The organism is Pseudoalteromonas sp. NJ631 (assembly GCF_000276645.1).
GTDB classification, from domain to species: domain Bacteria; phylum Pseudomonadota; class Gammaproteobacteria; order Enterobacterales; family Alteromonadaceae; genus Pseudoalteromonas; species Pseudoalteromonas piscicida.
Genome location: NZ_AKXJ01000025.1, coordinates 1 through 19,070, shown reverse-complemented (window position 1 = coordinate 19,070; position 19,070 = coordinate 1). Strand labels below are relative to the sequence as shown.

The window sequence follows — 19,070 nt, the reverse complement described above, 5'->3', positions numbered from 1 at the left end:
GCACAGCCTCCTGCTCGGGGTGGAGTGACACTCTGGCTTCAAAAAACTCATGAATGCACAAGCAACTGAGGGAACTTTCTGTTTGGTAGTGGTTTTCGGTTAACAGCAATGCCTTCTCTGCTGGCGTCAAGATATCAACATCTGATAAAAGGGTATCTGGGCAGCTAAGGAGAGATTGTAATAAAAGTAAAATACGCTCGGATAATACCTGAATTTCCTGCTCTACAAAACACGCCAATGAATACTCGAACTGAAGCTCAACCTGTTCCGCTCCGCCATCCCATAATGTAATAGCCAACGGTGTTTTGTGATGGTTATGGCTGACATAATTCAATTCGCCCTGGTATGAATCAAAGAATAAGTCTCTGTAATCCAGCTGCAAGAAATTAAACATAATTTCATAAATGGCATTGCCATGTGCCGTTATTCCTAAATCACGGCTTATATGGCTGATAGGATACTTTTGATGCCTGAAATCAGATTTTTGTTGACTGGCAATTTTGCTGACCAAATCACGAAAAGTTTGCCCCGGTTCAACTTCCACGCTAAAAGGATTTACTCCGGTAAACACACCTATCATTTTTTTCTCAGCAAAGTTTCCCCGGTTATGTGCCGGAATACCAAAACACAGACTTGATGCTGAATATGCTGAAGAAAAATATTTGCTCAAAACGCCCAAAAAAATATGAGAGATACTTACTTTGAACTCTTGTGAAAGACCTTTAATTTGCCGGTAAAAATCTCTGGAAAGAGGTAATTCAAAACGACGGCTGGGACAAGCGCGGGAATGAGCAAATTCACTGGCGTAGTTGGCCCGAATTATACTACTATTATCCTGATGATACCGAGTCTGCCAGTAAGCTCTATCTTTGAGATATCGCTGGCTTTTTAGATACTTTGCATCTTTGAGCAGGACAGTGTTTAAAGCTAGGGGCGTTATAGTCGTATCTTCATCGCCGTCACACTGATTGTATAAACGGGATATTTCTTTGGCCCAGTTGGAGAAGCCCCAGCCATCCATGATGAGATGATGTGCAAAACCAACATACCAATATTGATCTTCTTCAACTTTAACCAACCAAGTTTTAAACAGGGAAGTATCAATAAAAGGTAAAGGGGATTCAAAAACTTGTTGAAGCCAGTTTTTCGCTTTCGCTAAAGCATCAGTGTGCACTGAAAAATCGATAAAGACCAAGTCGGTATCGCGTTCGTCACTGATATATTGATAAACCTCATCAGCGTCATAATTTACTCTAATGCCGAAAGCGTCATTGCCATTAATTACTTTTTCATGAGCCCAGTTGATCTTTTCAAGATCCAGCTTACGGCATTTTATATAGCCGCCAATATTATAAACTGGAGAATTTTCATTTCTAAGCTGGTCCCAAAAGATATCTGACTGGGGTAATGATAAAGGAAGCCTTGTCCGTGGTTTATTCATATTTATTCTTCTAATTATGTTATTGATAAATGCTTAATAATTATTGCTCAGAGTGTGCTTAAGCCAAGCTAGCACTGGGTTTTCGGGACAAAAAGGGCTTAGCTTGAAAATTACGCCAAAGTGTTAGAAGAAACTTGGCAGACAAAACCTAGAGAATAAGTTTTTAATTGGATATGCAGGTGAGCCGAAGAGGTTATGCAAGGAAAATGCTACTAGCACACGAGGGGTTTTATTAGAAAATCTCACAAGAGACTTAACTTTATTACAGTCCATCACTACGTCTAATTTGTTCATCATCCATACAACCCAAACTTAACATAAAAATAACCCAGAAGAAACAATCATAAACCAATCATTCAAAAGAATAAAGGGTGGGATTGTATGTTTTTTATCAAACCCTCAACCCGGATTCAAATTTAATAATCTGGTCGGCAAGATGGAAATAGCGATCGTCATGGCTGATAGCAACCACTGCTTTTCCTTTCTGTTTAAGCTCAGGCAATATTTGTTCATAAAAGACTTCTCTAAACACTGAATCCTGATCTGCGGCCCACTCATCAAAAACATATAAGTCTTTATCTTCCATCACCGCCACCAATAACGCTAGGCGTCTACGCTGGCCATCCGATAATTTAGTCGTAGAAAACCTGCCATTTTCAAATTTAATCTTTCCATCTAAAGCCAGATCTTTGATTAATTGATGGATTTTTGCATTCACTTTCGGGCATTGCAGATCTATGCCATGCAGGGTTTTAAATAAATAATAATCGCTATAGATAGAACAGATAGTCTGGCGATAGCTATTGATGTTACTTCTGTTGATTTGTACATCATCAAAACAGACATGTCCCGTAGTCGGGTAATAATGCTGGGTGATGACTTTACTTATCGTAGACTTACCTGAGCCGTTACCGCCGACAATAAAGGTGATCTGCCCTTTTTTAATCGTTAAATCAACAGGTCCGGCTCTGAATGCATGCTCGTCGTTATAGGTATAAGTTACATTTTTTAGCTGTATCTGCTGCCAGCAAGGCAATTCAAGCTCTTCATCAAAACTGTCCTCGTCCACCATTTCAGCATAAATTTCCTCCATCCTTTTATAGGACACATTTGCACTGATAAAAACAGGGATAGCTGACAAAATAGCACCAACTGGGCTGGAGATATAAAGTAAGATCATGATGATAGCAATGAGCTCTGAATTGCTGACCTGCTCATAGTTAACGTAAACAAATGCCAGCAAACCAATTGCAAAAAAGCCGATCATGTCGCCGTAATTCATGGCTGAAGTTAATACGGTCTCTGCCCTGATATTGGTAGATTCAATTTTTGATTCCACCGCCAACAACTCATCTTTGATAAAGTTCTCCTTCTTTTTTCTGTTCAGCTTTAATTCCTTTGCCCCTAAAATCACGCCGCGAAAGCCTTCCTGTAATTCATCCATTAATTCCCTCGCCCGCAACATATATTTACGTCCGATAAAAATAGGAATTTGATAGCTGATAACACCGACCAATAACGCTGAACAAACAAAATAGAATACTTTTGAGTTTTCAATCCAGATATAAAACATCATACCGGCGACGGTTGCCAAGCTAACCAGCATTGGGGGCGCCATACTCGCCCCATCTACAATCCTTCTGACATCCATAGTCATGGTATTGATAATGCGCGGCGAACCGATCTTTTCCAAGACATCTATTGGCGAGCTGCTAACACGCTGATATAAATTCTCTCTCACCTTCATCGTCAGGTTAAGGGAAACCGCCGTCAGCATAATTTGAGAGACAGTTCTGAAAATTAAGATCAGCAGACAAAGAGAGAAAAAAGCGAATGCGATTGGCAGATTAGAAATCTGATAACCGAATACTTCTGCTGGTGCAGAATCGGTATACATGATCCCGGGTAGTTCATCCAGGCTCGACAACACCAAGGGGATCAAACCGACATAGAGAATCCCTGCACTTACACCTAACATCAGAGAAATAAACACCTTATTAGGGGCATTTTTACCAAATTCACTCATGATCTTCATTATTTCCCCTCCACATGACTTGACTGTGAGAGAGGAACAGGCCGCAAGATGATGGGTTTCCCGGCTAAGGAGGCTTTCATGGAGTGTAGCTCATTTACGTCGAACGAACTTAGCATGTCGTCATAAAACTGGCTGAATACATTGCCGGACTGTCCGGTAGAATTTGTCATTAGATGATTCGTATCATATGACATTTCAATAACTTGCCTAAAGGTTGCACCAAGAGATTGGATATAACCTTCCGATTCGTCGAAGGCATAACTAGCGACATTAATAGTGTTGGCAGAGCCGTTGCTCGCGGCTTCTCTTTCAAAAACATGGTCCAAGTGCTTAAACTGACTAAAAGGTTGGTGCTTATAGGTACGCCGACTAAATTGCTGCCAACGCCAATCGTCTATATTGCTGCCGCCCAGTTTGGTTAATTCGTCTCTCACATCTTTTAGCGCCAGCGATATGATATCTTTGCAAGTTTCTTCTTGCGCAGTAGCAGCATTATCACACCAAAAAGCATCAGCGGTTAATGCTTTATTGACGATATCAACATCTAGACCCTTGATGATTTGCTCGGTCAGTGCCATAAGCCCAGGCGAGCCATAATATTGAGTAAACTCATCTTTAAACAACCTTAATTTAAGGTGGCGTAAAAATGACATGTAAATCGCGGCGGCATTACTCTTTTCGCTAAAGTCCCGGTTCCAGCGATAAAGGGATATTAATAATTCATCTTGAGTATCTTGCTCCCGAATGATGTTTGCTAGTGTTCGGAGTAAACTTTCAGCGCTTAAGTCAAACAGGTCATTCTGCATTTTGGCAACATAAGCGACATCTATTTTTTCATGCTTCGCTACCTTTTCATTAATGAGATCGGCTATTCTTTCAGCCCTTGCAGGATCCGCCCAATCATTCGAGATAAAATGAAGATAGTCATCACTGAGACTTTTATTATTAGCATTAACAATAAAGCCTCGAGCCGGGTTATATTCATAAGGCATATCGGCCCAATCAAGATAGCCATTCCAAGAGAAATGATCACTGGATGTCGGTAACATACCAAAAGAGCTACTGTTTCTGACCGGTATTTTCCCTGCCGCGCTGATACCTATATTATTGTTTTTATCTGCATACAAGATATTTAAAGAAGGTGCCACATGCAGACTTAACGCTTGTCGGAATTGTTGCCAATCCTGGGCATAATTCAACTTGTATAGAGCTTCAAAAGTCGTATCGCCAGCTTCAAGTGCAGACCACTGCAACGAAAGTGTCTGGCCAGAGGCACCGATAAAGTCACTGACCACAGGCCCGTAAACAGAGCTGAGCACCCTCATTTTTACTGGTTTAATTTTCTTTTTTAGTATCTCAGGAAAACCCGGGGCAATATGAATCACTTCTTGCCGCTCTTCAAATTTGAGCCATTTATCCCGAGCTTGATAGAAACTTCCCTGATCAGGATTCATTCTCAAAGAGACAAGATCCTGAACATCTGCAGGTAAACTTGTCCCCCCCCAGGAAATATGCTCATTTGTGCCAAACACAATGATCGGCATACCTACCAAAGTCATACCACTGGCCGTTATATTGTCCCCTCTTAACTTTGCGGCATACCACACAGAAGGAATTTGTAGGGCCAGATGGGGATCATTGGCCAGAATCGGAGAGCCGTTTGCCGTAAACTTTCCTGAAATCACCCAAGCATTACTACCAACATTTTTACCACCAAGCAAGTGTTGCTGGCTGACATTGACAGCGATATCCGCTATTGATGCTGATGCAAAGGCGTAATTATTATTCGAGGTGACGACATCGGGAAATAAGCTCGCATAATGCTGTTCGGATAACATTTTTTGCGAAATCTGTCGCTGGGATTCGAGAAAAGCGTTGCCTCCAAGGGTTAACGCAAATAATTTCCCCATAGCAATGGAATCAGCAGGCGACCAAGGTTCAGGTAGGTAATCAAACAGCTCAAATTCAGCTGGTAATTGCTCAGCTTGATTGATCCACGCATTAACTCCCTGCGAATATGATTCCAGAGCTTGTTTAGCTCCGGCTCCCAACCCTTGCTGAGCTCGTTCAGAAGCACGGTAAAGCCCCAAAGTTCTCATCCATTTATCCGTGTCTAGCTGGTCAATACCAAAGATTTCACTTAAGCGCCCTTGGGCCAGTCTTCGGTTATGCTCCATCTGCCAGAGCCGATCCTGAGCTTGAATAAAGCCCATGGCAAAAAACACATCATTATCACTCTTACCTGTGATCGCCGGAATACCAGCTTCATCTCTAACAATGACCACTTCATCGTTAATGCCGTTTAATAATACAGGCTGCTCTGCGTCAGAGACACTTTCGCACAGCATATTGTAACCGGTGAGAAATACAGCAAAAAGCGGAGTAATAATGAATAAACCAAAGCGAGAAACTATCGGAAATTTAGTTAACATCCCATTAATACCTACTTAATTTTCCAATACTCAAACCCAATACTTGGCTTGAGCCCAGCATATAAAACCAAATAAAGCTTGCGCGAATTAAGCCTTTTAAGTTGCTATACCGTAAAATAGTGGTTAAAGATACTAGCACATTAGTCAACTGAAAATGCAAACATTTTTATAGTAAACTTCACAAAATGCTAAAATCCCCTTAGCCGACTATAGCCAAAATCAAGTTAAAAGCACGGAGGCAAAGGAGCTGGCAGTATATCTATTATCTCCTGATTTGATGGCTTTTAATTATGTAATATTCATGTTATAAAATCAGTTTAAATATCAAAATTAGGAATATTTTCAGCCAATGGACGTCATTAGATCCCCCGCCAAAAAAAACAAGAAGAAATCCATCATATTTCTGCTGAGCCTTATTTTCCTTGGGGTCTTATATGTATCGGCAAGAGGACAATCTGACAGCATACCTAACATTGAACGAGACAAACTCATCTGGGGCACTGTTCAACGGGGAGATTTGCAAGTACTCGTTGGCGGCTATGGTGTCTTACGTTCTAAAAAGCAAACCCTTATCACTTCCCAGACTCCGGCTACGGTGAAAGAAATATATTTGCGCCCCGGAGCAAAAGTTGAGCCAGACAGTGTGATTATGCAACTTAATAATCCTGAAGCACTTAAAAACCTAGAAGCAGCTAGAATAGCCTTGGCAAAAGAAAAAGCGAACCTGAGAAGGCTAAAACTCAGTAACCGTCAGAAATTATTGGCAGAGAAATCCAAGCTCGCCGAATTGAGCTCTGAATATGAGGTGGCAAAACTGAAAAAAATTGCCGAACAGAAGCTGGTGCAAAACGGTATCGTCTCCAGTATAACCTACCAAACCACAGTGCTGAACGTAGAACAAATGAAATTGCGGGTTAATTTACTCGAAGAAGCTTTGGAGCAATACAAAGCAGTCAACCAAGAGGTTGAAAACATTCAGCAAGAAGCAATCAATGAATATGCCAATTTATACCGTAGCGCAGCCGAGCAAGTCGAACAGTTAACGGTTAGAGCCGGTCTGGCGGGTATTTTACAACGCATGCCTGTTGAATTAGGACAAAGTGTCACAGCTGGCCAGGAATTAGCCTTAGTGGGCAGCAAAAATGACTTATTAGCGATGATAAAAGTCTCTCAGTCAAATGCAGACCAGCTACAAATTGGCCAGCAAGTCAGCGTGAAATCAATACAAGACAAAATGGCCGGGAAAATAAGCCGAATCGCTCCACAAGTCAATGAGGGGACCATCGAGGTTGAAATTACCTTTGACGCTCCAGCGCCACCTTCGGCTCGCCCTGAATTAAGTGTCGACGCAGAAATCGTTATCACCACTTTAAGAAATACCCTTTTTATTGAACGCCCCATCAATGCCCAAAAAGGTAGCCAAATGGAATTATTCAAATTAGACCCTGAAAACGAATGGGCTGAGAAAAAGTTGATCAGCTTTGGCAATGAATCTGGCAATAAAATAGAAGTATACGGTGGTGCGGTAGAAAATGATCGGTTGATTTTGTCCAATTTGACAAATTTCAAAGATGCCGATCGGATTCACATTTTAAATTAACACAGTCAATGAATAAGATTATCTACTAGCCCGCTTAAGGAGAATTCCTATGGCATCTAAAACTAGTTAAAAAAGGCCCTGAAAAATCTGCTCTGTGCTCAAGTCATCAAAGGGCAACACATTCTCGAGCAGATTAGCCAATGTAATATAACAATTATTATAAAGAAAAAGGAAAGATAATGAGCAAGCCTATTCTTACCATGAAGGGGATCAGTAAGGTTTATCGCACGGGGGAAATGGATACCTATGCACTTAAGGACATCAATTTAACCATAAACCAGGGCGATTTTATTTCAATCAGCGGTCCGTCCGGCTGTGGTAAGTCAACCTTGCTCTCCTTATTGGGCTTACTGGATGTGCCTGATAGCGGTCAGTACTTCATCGGTGATCAGGATGTCTCCAATCTTTCATTAACGGAAGCGGCTTATGTTAGATGTGAGAAACTCGGTTTTGTTTTCCAGTCATTCAATTTAATTGACGAACTCTCTTTATTTGAAAATGTTGCTATGCCGTTGCGTTATCGAAGAGAAAAACTGAGTGAGAAAGCGATCCAAGAAAAGGTAATGCATAGCTTAAGCACAGTGGATATGACCCACAGATCTGCACATAAGCCAAATCAACTGTCCGGGGGACAGCAGCAACGGGCAGCGATTGCCCGGGCACTTGTTGGCTCGCCGACGCTTTTATTGATTGATGAAGCTACCGGAAATCTGGATTCTAAAAACAGCGATCAGGTTATGGAGATGTTCATTCGGTTAAATAACGAAGGAACCACATTGTGTATGGTTACTCATGATACCCACTGTGCTGATATGGCGAAAAGAAGGCTAGATTTACTTGACGGTAAACTTGAAAACTCACCGATAGTAGAGCAGATTTCTGTATGAGCATGATCAGGGAATTTCAACTCGCCCTTGACTCTTTATCCCGAGTGAAAGGCTACAGTGCAGCTATTATCTTAACTTTAGGGATTACTCTTGGCGCTTTAGTCGCTATTTTTATGGTTAATTACCAGCTACTTTCGGCCCCCTTACCTTATGATAATCAGGACAGGTTGTTTATCTCCAAAGGCAGCTCATTTAGGGATAGTGAAATAAAACTCAGCGACACTTCACCATATCCAGCGCTTATAGATGCCTATAGCTTCAAAGATACTGATTTCGAAAAAAAAGCCTTAATTAATTTTAATGTCGATGTTATTCGCAACTTCCCTGCCTCTCCCAGAGTTAACCTGAGCTATATTACGCCGGAATACCTGGATATGATCCAAACCCCTTTTGCCCTTGGCCGGAATTTCAATGCCCAGGAAGGACTAGGAGCAAAAGCACCAGTTGCCGTCATCAGTTACGAAGCCTGGGATAAGCTATTTAATAAACGCCAAGACACTATTGGCCAAACGTTACGTTTTGGCGAGGTAAACTTTAAAATCATCGGTGTCACCGCGAAAAATTTTGTTGAACCCGAGCTTGTGTCCGTTGGCAGGTTAACCGATGTGTGGTTAGCCTGGGACTTTAACTTAACCGAAGAGGGTTGGCGCCACTCCTGGGGGGGACAATTATCGAACCATCACCTTATCGGACTGTTAAAACCAGGGGTAAATCCAGAACAGGTATCCCACCAGTTAACGAGCCGATTAAATAACCGCTATCGTCAAGAACTGGCTGGACGCTCATTTTTTAAATCATCGAGTATAGATTTCGTGCTCACTTCTTTTCGGGAAAAAATTATTGGCGACAGTTATCAGCAAACCCTGTTGCTCTTTACCGGTGTTTTTCTGTTATTGATGATCGCTGTCGCCAATACCATGAATTTGATCTTGGCGAGAGCGGCGAACAGACAGAGGATCATGGCCATTCAAGCAGCTTTGGGTGCACAAAAAAGCGATTTGTTCCGATCCATCTTAATTGAAATGTCCCTGTTAATGTCTGCCACCGTTGTATTCTCTCTGGTTTTTTCCTATGCTGGCATAGACCTGATTAAACAGCTGAAACTCGATTGGCTGCCAAGAGCAAATGAATTGAGTTTTAACTGGCTCTCCATTGTTTTTTCAACCTTGGTCTCCGGGCTGATCGCATTAGTCACAACCATCCTAGTTAACAGGCAACTTGACTACCGCAAGCTAAGCCAGATGATGCAAAGCGGCGGTAAAGGCACAGCGCTGCAAGTATCGAAAAAGGTACGCAACATATTAATACTAAGTCAGGTTGCCCTTGCTACCACTATGCTTTGCGTCGGCGTACAGGTTTTTCATCAGTCAATAAGCAATATCATCCAGCCGTCAGGTCTTGCCACAGATAACGTTTATCAGGTTAAAGTCGATATCGGCATCACAAGACTTGCCTCCACCAAAGTGCTGGAAGATAATTTAAGAGCCACTCGCAAATTGTTTACCGAGAACCCTAAAATCAGCAGTGCCAGTATTGCCATGGGTTTTCCACTGTCGGCATCAACAGATGAGTATTTTTTCAGTTATTTATCCGAAGATGCCGAATTCCAAAAACAGCAGCAGGGCGTGGTTTCATTAATTGATGAGAACTATCTGGATATACTACAATTTGAGCTGATTAAAGGCAGAAATTTCACCTCCAGTGATTATGATAATGTTAAGAATGTCATAATAATCAATCAGGCTTTCGCAGATAAACTAGCACCTGAGGATGAGGTGATAAGCAAACGCTATTATTGGCTTAATGCGCCAGGAAATTCCCCCTATGAGGTGATTGGTGTTGTCAGGGATCTGACCTTGCCCAACACGGAAGAGCTACCTAGGGTATTTATTCCTTATATGGCATTTGATTTCCCAGAGTTCTTGCTAGAAGTCTTGCCCAAGCAAAGCCTGTCAGCCATCGAACTGAACCAAATGATGGCGAAAGTAAACAAAGAGTTTAAAGTATCAAAATTAATTGATATTAAAAATGCCCATGACAGGCTAGTTCATCATGATAAATTTCTTGCCAGTGCTGCCGCAGTATTGACCCTGTTGACAATATTTCTAGCCTCTGTAGGGGTTTACGGAATATTAACCTACAGCATCCAGCTACGCCGCTCTGAGTTAGGAATTCGTATGGCAATTGGCGCCACACCAGCAACCATTTACCTAGAAATCATACGTGAGAGTTTTATCACGGTTTTGGCAGGACTTGCTGCGGCAGGAGTAATACTTGCCGGACTCTGGCTGTGGCTGAAAAACACCTCATTTGTTGATGAACTAAGTGTCTGGGGTGCTCTATTTCCCGTGCTGTTGATCATAATATTAACAGCTCTGGCCAGCTTGTTTTCGGTATGGAAAATAATCAGCAAGCCGGCTATTCACTCTTTACAAAATGCGCAATAGCAGACTGACAACTGTAACCAGAGAACTTCTGGGTGCTCCGGTTACAGTACTTACAACATAGAAGTAGGGATAAGACCGAACCTAAGGTTAAAGGTGCCATATCATGTTTACGGTGCCTTTATCGTTTTACCCCTTGCCAGATTTGTATGCGTTAAATAAAGCTATATTTTCATAAAAAAACTCGATAACATTTATCTTTAAAATCACAACCTTATCTGTTTTTTTATTTAAACAGGCCAGTCCAACAATTTTTTGAAGGAAGAGATACCATTATGTCGAAGATGTTGGTCAAACTTTATTCTATTTTTTTCATGTTCACTTTAACTGCTTGTGCCCCCAGCACAGTTCATCTTCATAGCTATAAAGTGTCTGAAGCCAAAAAAAACGAAATAGTAATGGCATTGAGGGCAACAGGATTTAAGGTTTTGATAAGCGAACGCAAGCCACCGTTACTGGCTTTGGGCAGCTTCATTATTTATCCAAAAGATAATGGCGACAATGACGATTTAGTTAAAATTCTCAATATCATTAATGAAAAGGGATACTCTACAGGATTAATTGCCAAAAACAGGGTCAGAAATCACGAATACTGGGACAGTAACAACATTGGTCTTTATCTGGTAGAAACCGACGGCCTGATGTCTATGCAGGAGCAGTTGGCTGCTGAGTTTGCAGTTGATATTTCAGAGGTCGAATTTACAAGCACGAACTGTTCCAAGCTCTACAGACTCACCTTTGACAAAGGCGGAAATGCAAGGGTAAATAAAATACCGTTGCTCTGGTCAAGAAATGGAGATACTTTGAGCATTTCACAACAAGGTAACAGGCAACAATTTACCTATTCGAACAAATATGAAAGAAACGGGGTCGCAAGAGAGCTGGTTATGCAATTAGAACCCTATGAAAACAGCGAGCTTGAAAACATTGAATACTTGAATTGCAAATATCAAAGCCGTACCCCGCTGATTGAATAAGGACGACTGGCTCCCAGCTTTCGACTGCAAGATAAGCGTACGGGAATCATATTGTTCATTTCTGCTAACGATTAACCAATATCTGGCAGATTACTGAGCAGGTTGCCAAAGCTGCATCTCTCACGGGGCATAGCTACTGGTCTGGCGATTGAATTATCTTTAACCGCAACCTCCATCCACTAATATTTTTCTCAATAAGGAAATGGTATGTCACAAGCTCAAGTCATGAACTTTCTGAATGAAGTTGCCATGAAATTCCCAGACGCAATATCTTTTGCCGCTGGCAGACCCCATGCAAAGTTTTTAAATCACTCTAACTGGGAAAGGCATCAGGCCGTTTTCACTGATTATATTGCCGAACAAAGGGGAATTAGCTTTGCAACAGCAGCCAATCAAATTTGCCATTATGGGCCAAGCGCAGGTATCATTAACCCGATAATACAAAAATATCTAGCAAACGATGAAGATATACAGGTGGATGAAGCCAACATAGTGATCACTAATGGCTGCCAGGAAGCCCTGCTGCTGGCCTGCCTGAATGAACTTAAAGCACCTTCGGATTGCGCCCTAACAATAGATCCGAGTTATGTGGGGTTCTCCGCTATGGTAAATACCCTGGGCAAGCGTGTAGAACCATTAGAATTGCATAAGCTGACCGATATTCAGCAAACCCCTTTTCAATTTAACTGGGACTACTTGAAAGAGAAAGTCGCCCAATTAAAACAACAAAATATTACCGCAAAACTTCTTTATATCAATCCTGATTTCAATAATCCCCTCGCCTACCAATTATCGCTACGAGAACGCCAAGAGCTGCTCAATGTCTGCCACGAATTGAATCTGCGCATTATAGAAGACGATCCCTATTCCAGATTCAGATTTACCAACAGTCGGCAGCCATCTTTAAAAAACCTGGATAATTTTGGCCTCGTATACCATATAGGCTCCTTTTCCAAAACCTTCTGTCCCGGTGTACGCATAGGTTACATTGTGCCTCCTAATGAAGCCATAGCCCAGGCATTGGCCACCATAAAAAGCTTAACCTCAGTCAATACCAGCTCGATATCACAAAGTGTGATCGGCGGCTGGCTGATAGAGCAGCAATACTCCCTCAACAATTGGATGAAGCCTATAAACCAACATTATTCTAACCAATGCCATGCCATGCAAACTGCCCTGACGGAAAACTTCCTACATTATGAAGATATTAAGTGGAATAGCCCTAGCGGTGGTTTCTTTTATGTAATTAAAGTTCCATTTGATTTTACCAAAGAGCACGTCACAGCTTGTGCCAAACAAAATAAGGTCATCTGCATGCCGGTCAGTTTTTTCTCTCTATCCCCTCAGATTTGGGATCGCTATGTAAGGCTTTCATTTAGTTATTATGATCCGGATAAAATTCATGAGGGAGTAACAAACTTCAGCCGGTATTTAGCCAAACATAGCTAAGCTATTTTTATTTCTTGCTAAACACAAATATTAAGGAGCTACCAGTAACAACATCAGCACACATTGATGAAGCCTGTCGGCAGGGCAGTATAGCTAGCTAGGGCTTGGTATGTCCATTTTCGACCTCTCAGGGTATACCTATGGCTCCAATTTTAGTACAACTCATTAGTAGAGTTATGCTACCTCAAGATAATCCATTGGGGTTTAATCTCTCAGTGCGTCGTTAGGCCATTCATAATTATAAATATCTAATCATTCATCTATAATGTCACGAACCTACTGAAGTGACTCAAACAGATATAAATCCAAGACTTCTTCTCGATAGCTGCGATTAAATCGCTCTACATATCCATTCTGGTATGGACTTCCTAGTTTAATAAACTCAAGTCTCATGTACTTTTGAGTAACCCAATTTTTCAAAGCGATCGACTCAAATTCAGGAGTATTATCCACCCGAACTTGTCTTGGCTTCCACGTCATGTAATGACACGTTTCAACACTCGGATAACACGCTCAGCCGTGAGGCTTTATCAACCTCAATAGCTAACACTTGACGGTTGTAGTCATCAAGCACGCTAAGTGTTCTAAAATGATATCCGTAGTTGAGCGTATGCTAATAAAGCCCATCGACTGCGACTCTTTATGCTTGTTCAGAGCACTTAACTGCTCTGAAGCGCATGTTGGTATAAACACTGAGACTTAACCATGCCAACTCACAAGCAAAAGCCACGCTGACTCCAAATCAAGCTCGTAAGTACTTGACCCAAGCGCTGTGTCTACTTGTTTACGGCTTGAGATAATTTCCTAAGCATTGGGTGTTTTAGACTAAGGATCGCACACATATCTTTGAGTTTACGGTTTTCATCTTCAAGCTCTTTTAAGCGTTGAACATCATGGGTTCCATCCCATCATATTTAGAGCGCCACTTATAAAATGTGCTCTGACCAACACCATGTTTACGACACATCTCTGGCACTGGAACACTAGTCTCAGCTTCTTTGATCATGCCCATGATCTGTGTTTCAGTAAACTTACTTTTTCGCATCGTAAAATTTCCTTCTTCTGTTGATAGAAACTCCCCAGCGGTCTCTTTGTATATCCAGACAATAGGCAATCTCGACTTTTACCTACATAAATTCATTTTAAGGATGCAACGTAATACCTTTCACTACGAAAATTAGCGCCTTCCTCTTCTATTTATGGTTAGTACTCCCATTTACTCTAGTTCTAGTGATTAACTCATAAATATTCATTCAAACTAACCGCGCCACCTGATTGAGGAACCTTGTTATCAATTTAATCAAACACGTCCCCATGATGACCAAAAATGCTGGTCATAAAACTTTATGCTGGTTCTGACAGTTTAACCTTATCTAAAAAACAAGGCTCAGACATACCGGTCAGTACTAAACGCTCTCCCGTAAAAGACTCTCGACCGTGAGCAACCAGCATATTGTCCACCATCAGCACATCTCCAGCTTGCCATGGAAAAGTGACTTTTTCTGCTTCATAAGCCTGAATTAAGGTTTCAATGACTTCTTGCTCTATCGGCGAACCATCACCATAAAAGGTTTGATTAGGTAATTCTTGATCACTAAAAGAATCACGCAGGAAGTGTTGCATGTTGGGATCTAAAGTAGCCAAATTAAAAAAAGTGCAATGGTTAAACCAACAATTTTCATTGGTTGCAGGGTGCTTAGAAGCTATTGGCCTTAATTGCCTGGTAGTTAGGGCAATATCATCCTCTCCCCATAAAAAATCAATTTGATTATTGCGACAGTAGTTCTCAACTTGCTCTTTGTCTTCAGTTTGATAGCAATTCTGCCAGCTAACATACATGTATTTCATGAAGTTTCGCTGGTATAAATAGCCTTTCTCAATAAATTTATTTCTGATGCTTTCGGGAATACGTTGGAAAACTTTCCGAGTATCCGCTAGTGGAGTACAGCCTCCGGATTCTGCCGCAGTGTGGCAATTAAAATAGATATGTAACGGGAAAGTCAGATTAAATGATTGCTCTGTATGCAGGAAAATTTCATGTTCCTTGGGCTGCGAAGTCGATGTATAAATATTTCCAGAAACAGCGTCCCTTGGTGAAGAACGTTCCATATATTTAATAGCTTTAGAGCTGGTGGCTTCAATAACTCGCTCAAATGCTTCTGCCGTGTCAACATCAAAACCTCGAAACAACACGGCACCATATTGTTCTTTTTTAGCAGTAATATATCTTTTGTTTTTCTCAGCCCATTCAACCAAGTTTATAGATGTATCTTTTGCTGTAATAACAAGTGGCAAGCTTTGCTCCGGTGAAATAAAACTTGTAGTTATGGAACGCTCAGCTTCTTCTGTAATAAAGTTGTTCATGTTCACAATACTTATCCTTAGAGGTTGTTGATTTTTGTCTGAAAAATAGATGGTACAGCAACAAGGTATAATGGTTTCGCTAAAAGTCAAACATATCCCATAAATGGATGTTGCTATGCCTAGAACGATGTTAACAAATAAAATGTGAGCGTTTCTTAAAGAAATTCTACGTGAAATAGGTCGTGTTTATAATAAGTAGAGCATAGGTCTACCTTAGAAGACATACTTTATCGAATGAGAGCTGGTGTTCAATCGCGTAATTTTCCGAAGAAATCTGGCATATAAAACGCTGGTTTCAGACGCTTGAACCTCTGGTCGAAAAAGGATATTGGACAATATTTTTAAAAGGCCGTCGTCAATTAGTGATGCTCAATGGCTGTTTATGGACGGAAGTCTTGTCAAAGCCCATTCAGGTCGCAGTAGTGCTAATTGCATGACTGATGAAGCTCTGACAATACGACAATAATTCATCTGCTGGTTGTTAGTAGCGGTCTAGATATTCACTTTGAGCTCTCAGGAGGGCAAGTGCATGATGTTGTTTATTCGAAGAGCCTTATTAAACAGTCACCTAGAGCTTAGCTTTCCAGGGCAGTAAACTGTTAATATCGCAGTATGGCGGTGCCAGTCACCAGTGTATTGTACTTTCATCATCTGCTTTTCTTACAGGCTTGCGACCTTTCTTGTGGCTTCAACAGGGTATAGTTTTTGAAGATGGTTAAGCGCCTAATCTACTTTTTTGCTGTTTGACCTTTAGCCTACCTGTCTGCGGCTTCTTTAAATTTACGCCTTCGGTGTGCTCAACAGCCAAAAGATAACTATTGCTTGCTCTACACGCAACTTAGTACGCTAATTATCAAATTTCTTGGTACTCACTTCGTCCTGCAGGCAAAAATCAGCGACGGATAACTCGCTTTCTACCTGTTGCTCTATAAGCAGCCAGACATTACAAGCTCCAAGTTTTACTTTATGAATCTGGTGCTTCAGCGGCTAGATGAGGTTTAGGTGACGCTTACAATCAGCTCAAAGTGATCAGTAATAATCCTGAACACCCGAGCTGGGAGATCACCGCTGATAATGCCGACAGTCACGGCATTGCAGGGCGTGTTGTTTGGTGTGGTCGCAGTATCTAAACTACAACGTCACTATCCGTGTGATACTGGAGCATCACACGGACTTAGCCAGCTTTTCCTGCACATTTGCTGTATTCACAAACTGGCTCAACACCAATGAGCACACTGCAAGTGCAGCACCAAAGTAAAATACTAAGGATTGATCGTATAACCATACTAAGCCAAAGCTTGCAGGGATCACTACTGCTGCAATATGGTTAATAGTAAAGCTAACCCCTGCTGTTGCTGCGATATCTTCTGGCCGAGCAATTTTTTGAAAATACGTTTTAAGTGCAATAGCCATCGCAAAAAACAGATGGTCGATGACATAAAGCGCTGCTGCAAAGCTTGCTGACTCTACTAATGCATAACCAATAAATACAAAAATGAGTCCCACATATTCGATTGTCAGTGTTTTACGCTCACCAATATGCCCAATCATTTGACCAATCTTGGGGGCGATAAATATGTTTATCAAATGATTCAACATATAAAGCGCGGTGATCTGTGCAACATCAAAACCAAACTTTTCCACCATTAAGAAACCCGCAAACACCATAAATATTTGTCGTCTCGCACCCGAGAAGAAAATTAAGGCGTAATATAGGCTGTACTCCTTTCTCAAAATGAGCTTTTTATGCTGCGTAGTATGCATTTCAAAGATAGGAAAGCCGATAAACATAAATAGCGCAATGATAAAGCCAACCCCTCCAATAAGCAGATACATCCACTGATAGTCTGCAGAGAAGTAGCTAAAACCCAGCCATATCACCGCATAGGTGATCAGAGAGGCGATGGATTTAATAGAGAGCAAGATACCCAGTTTGGCCGGCGCCTCATCTTTATTGAACCATTGTAAACTGAGTGATTGATTCAGCGTCTCGAAGTAGTGAAAACCTATCGACATTAACACTGTGGTTGCATACAAACCATAAATAGTAGGCAACAAGCCCGTAATCGCGACGCCAAGCGATAACAAACATAAACTGATCAGTGCGAAGGTTTGCTCCTTTAACACCAATAAAACAAATACCGCTGTAAACGCTAAAAACCCGGGGATCTCACGCAGGGATTGCAACATTCCCATATTAGCGCCATTGAAGTTTGCGGCTTCAATCGCAAAGTTATTGAGCATTGCCATCCAACCTGCGAATGTAACGGCCATAACTACAGTAGCGAGCACTAAGAAATTAAAAGGACTTTGCCATCCTTGAGAAGCATTCTTCATGATTATCTCCACATAAAGCACAACTATTAAAAAGTTATGGCTATAATATGGCCACACGTTAATTTCTGATATACATAATTATGCCAAGTTCTTTATCAAAACAGACAACTTCTCCTTGGCGTATTCAGCCCAAATATAAGCGTTTCTTAAAGCCAAGCCTTGGCCGACCAATTCTGCCAAGAGCGGTAAAAAAAGCAGAGTGGGAGCATGTTCAAAGACACCAACATGAGTGGGGGCAGCTTGCATATACAAGCAATGGAGTCATCACAATTGTGACTCCTGAAGGCACTTTCGTGATCCCTCCCGACCAAGCTTTGTGGCTACCTCCGGGCCTTCCGCATGAGACGTATTGCCGCTACGGTGGGGATTTTCGTAGTGTCTATATCGACAATAAATACACCGAGTTACTAGGGAATAAAGCGAAGCTAATTGCGGTAGATGAACTACTGAAGCAATTTATACTGGAGATCTGTACTTGGCAGGAAGATTATCACCTAGATGAAAAAACAGAGCGATTTATTACGGTCTTTATTGATAGGCTAACGTCGGCTACAAGTTGCCATTTTTTTATTCCAAGTGCCCAAGACGCGAGAATTTTGCCCATTGTGACAGAATTGCACAATAACCCAGGATGCAAAATAAGCTTGGAGGCCTGGAGTGAACAGGTCGGCGCATCAACCCGTACACTCAACCGTCTATTTCATAAATGCTTTATGATGGGGTTCAGTGATTGGCGCCAAAAACTAAGAGCTATCAAAGCGATTGAGCTTTTGAAAGATGGATATTCTCAGCAACAAGCAGCTGAATATTTGGGTTTTGAATCTACCGCCGCATTTAGCAATGCGTTTAAAAAAGTCTTTGGCAAACCGCCGGGACAGTACATTAAAAAGTAATGGTAATTTGGGATCAATAAATGCTTTCCCACTAAATATTATGAATGCATAAACCGGTGGGTAAAGCACCTCCTACGATACAGTGTATATGGTAGTAGGAGCGAGTTTACCTCGCGATGTGTTGATTGGCTTGCGAGGTTTTCTATATCTCAAATCTCTATACCCCAAACAGCAAAAAACCCGTCGCATTGCTGCAACGGGTTTCTCTTAT

Annotated in this window: 13 protein-coding genes; 6 read left to right on the top strand and 7 right to left on the bottom strand. The window is 41.5% G+C overall.

What is annotated here, in order from left to right:
* The 3 genes from A587_RS0123445 to A587_RS0123435 form a co-directional block, all read right to left on the bottom strand.
* The coding region (locus tag A587_RS0123445) for a condensation domain-containing protein (RefSeq protein ID WP_017219538.1) at positions 1–1,441 on the bottom strand (1,441 nt) is incomplete at its 3' end.
* Between the two features lie 391 nt (positions 1,442–1,832).
* Positions 1,833–3,476: a cyclic peptide export ABC transporter gene (locus A587_RS24340; protein WP_017219537.1), complete on the bottom strand. Its 1,644-nt coding sequence runs from the start codon at positions 3,474–3,476 to the stop codon at positions 1,833–1,835.
* Complete coding sequence (locus tag A587_RS0123435; RefSeq protein WP_017219536.1) at positions 3,476–5,908, bottom strand: penicillin acylase family protein; 2,433 nt, start codon at positions 5,906–5,908, stop codon at positions 3,476–3,478. Before A587_RS0123435 ends, A587_RS24340 begins: the two co-directional genes overlap by 1 nt.
* A 349-nt stretch (positions 5,909–6,257) precedes the next feature.
* On the opposite strand from A587_RS0123435, the gene A587_RS0123430 reads away from it, so the two are divergent.
* The 5 genes from A587_RS0123430 to A587_RS0123410 all read left to right on the top strand — a co-directional run bounded on the left by A587_RS0123430 (position 6,258) and on the right by A587_RS0123410 (position 13,265).
* The gene (locus A587_RS0123430) at positions 6,258–7,508 is read left to right on the top strand and encodes an efflux RND transporter periplasmic adaptor subunit (RefSeq protein WP_026001112.1); all 1,251 of its coding nucleotides are present in this window, start codon (positions 6,258–6,260) and stop codon (positions 7,506–7,508) included.
* 179 nt (positions 7,509–7,687) lie between these two features.
* On the top strand, positions 7,688–8,395 hold the full coding sequence (locus tag A587_RS0123425) for an ABC transporter ATP-binding protein (protein WP_017219534.1): 708 nt from the start codon (positions 7,688–7,690) through the stop codon (positions 8,393–8,395).
* Entirely contained in the window at positions 8,392–10,842 is a 2,451-nt protein-coding gene (locus tag A587_RS0123420; protein WP_017219533.1) for an ABC transporter permease, read from the top strand. The genes A587_RS0123425 and A587_RS0123420 overlap by 4 nt, the downstream gene beginning before the upstream one ends.
* Positions 10,843–11,114: 272 nt before the next feature.
* Positions 11,115–11,816: a hypothetical protein gene (locus A587_RS24570; RefSeq protein WP_138527244.1), complete on the top strand. Its 702-nt coding sequence runs from the start codon at positions 11,115–11,117 to the stop codon at positions 11,814–11,816.
* A 207-nt stretch (positions 11,817–12,023) separates the two neighbouring features.
* Entirely contained in the window at positions 12,024–13,265 is a 1,242-nt protein-coding gene (locus A587_RS0123410) for an aminotransferase-like domain-containing protein (protein WP_017219531.1), read from the top strand.
* A 276-nt stretch (positions 13,266–13,541) separates the two neighbouring features.
* On the opposite strand, the gene A587_RS25480 is transcribed toward A587_RS0123410, so the two are convergent.
* From A587_RS25480 to A587_RS0123390, 4 genes are all read right to left on the bottom strand, one after another.
* Entirely contained in the window at positions 13,542–13,658 is a 117-nt protein-coding gene (locus A587_RS25480; protein ID WP_353545352.1) for an integrase core domain-containing protein, read from the bottom strand.
* Between the two features lie 484 nt (positions 13,659–14,142).
* Positions 14,143–14,310: a transposase gene (locus A587_RS24885; protein WP_017219530.1), complete on the bottom strand. Its 168-nt coding sequence runs from the start codon at positions 14,308–14,310 to the stop codon at positions 14,143–14,145.
* A gap of 299 nt (positions 14,311–14,609) precedes the next feature.
* Positions 14,610–15,629, bottom strand: coding sequence for a TauD/TfdA family dioxygenase (locus tag A587_RS24320; RefSeq protein WP_017219529.1), 1,020 nt, complete (start codon positions 15,627–15,629; stop codon positions 14,610–14,612).
* Between the two features lie 1,164 nt (positions 15,630–16,793).
* A complete protein-coding gene (locus A587_RS0123390; protein ID WP_017219528.1) occupies positions 16,794–17,966 on the bottom strand; it encodes an MFS transporter in 1,173 nt (390 codons plus the stop codon).
* Positions 17,967–18,046: 80 nt separating this feature from the next.
* Here A587_RS0123390 and A587_RS0123385 point away from each other — a divergent pair, with 80 nt between their 5' ends.
* Positions 18,047–18,859, top strand: a complete 813-nt coding sequence (locus tag A587_RS0123385; protein ID WP_017219527.1) for an AraC family transcriptional regulator — start codon at positions 18,047–18,049, stop codon at positions 18,857–18,859.
* Positions 18,860–19,070 lie beyond the last annotated feature (211 nt).

What these genes read in the sequence shown, in the direction of transcription:
- A587_RS0123390 (WP_017219528.1), bottom strand. Translation starts at nt 17,966, where the DNA reads ATGAAGAATGCTTCTCAAGGATGGCAAAGTCCTTTTAATTTCTTAGTG.
- A587_RS25480 (WP_353545352.1), bottom strand. Translation starts at nt 13,658, where the DNA reads ATGAGACTTGAGTTTATTAAACTAGGAAGTCCATACCAGAATGGATAT.
- A587_RS24885 (WP_017219530.1), bottom strand. Translation starts at nt 14,310, where the DNA reads ATGCGAAAAAGTAAGTTTACTGAAACACAGATCATGGGCATGATCAAA.
- A587_RS24320 (WP_017219529.1), bottom strand. Translation starts at nt 15,629, where the DNA reads ATGAACAACTTTATTACAGAAGAAGCTGAGCGTTCCATAACTACAAGT.
- A587_RS0123385 (WP_017219527.1), top strand. Translation starts at nt 18,047, where the DNA reads ATGCCAAGTTCTTTATCAAAACAGACAACTTCTCCTTGGCGTATTCAG.
- A587_RS0123410 (WP_017219531.1), top strand. Translation starts at nt 12,024, where the DNA reads ATGTCACAAGCTCAAGTCATGAACTTTCTGAATGAAGTTGCCATGAAA.
- A587_RS24570 (WP_138527244.1), top strand. Translation starts at nt 11,115, where the DNA reads ATGTCGAAGATGTTGGTCAAACTTTATTCTATTTTTTTCATGTTCACT.
- A587_RS0123430 (WP_026001112.1), top strand. Translation starts at nt 6,258, where the DNA reads ATGGACGTCATTAGATCCCCCGCCAAAAAAAACAAGAAGAAATCCATC.
- A587_RS0123425 (WP_017219534.1), top strand. Translation starts at nt 7,688, where the DNA reads ATGAGCAAGCCTATTCTTACCATGAAGGGGATCAGTAAGGTTTATCGC.
- A587_RS0123435 (WP_017219536.1), bottom strand. Translation starts at nt 5,908, where the DNA reads ATGTTAACTAAATTTCCGATAGTTTCTCGCTTTGGTTTATTCATTATT.
- A587_RS0123420 (WP_017219533.1), top strand. Translation starts at nt 8,392, where the DNA reads ATGAGCATGATCAGGGAATTTCAACTCGCCCTTGACTCTTTATCCCGA.
- A587_RS24340 (WP_017219537.1), bottom strand. Translation starts at nt 3,476, where the DNA reads ATGAAGATCATGAGTGAATTTGGTAAAAATGCCCCTAATAAGGTGTTT.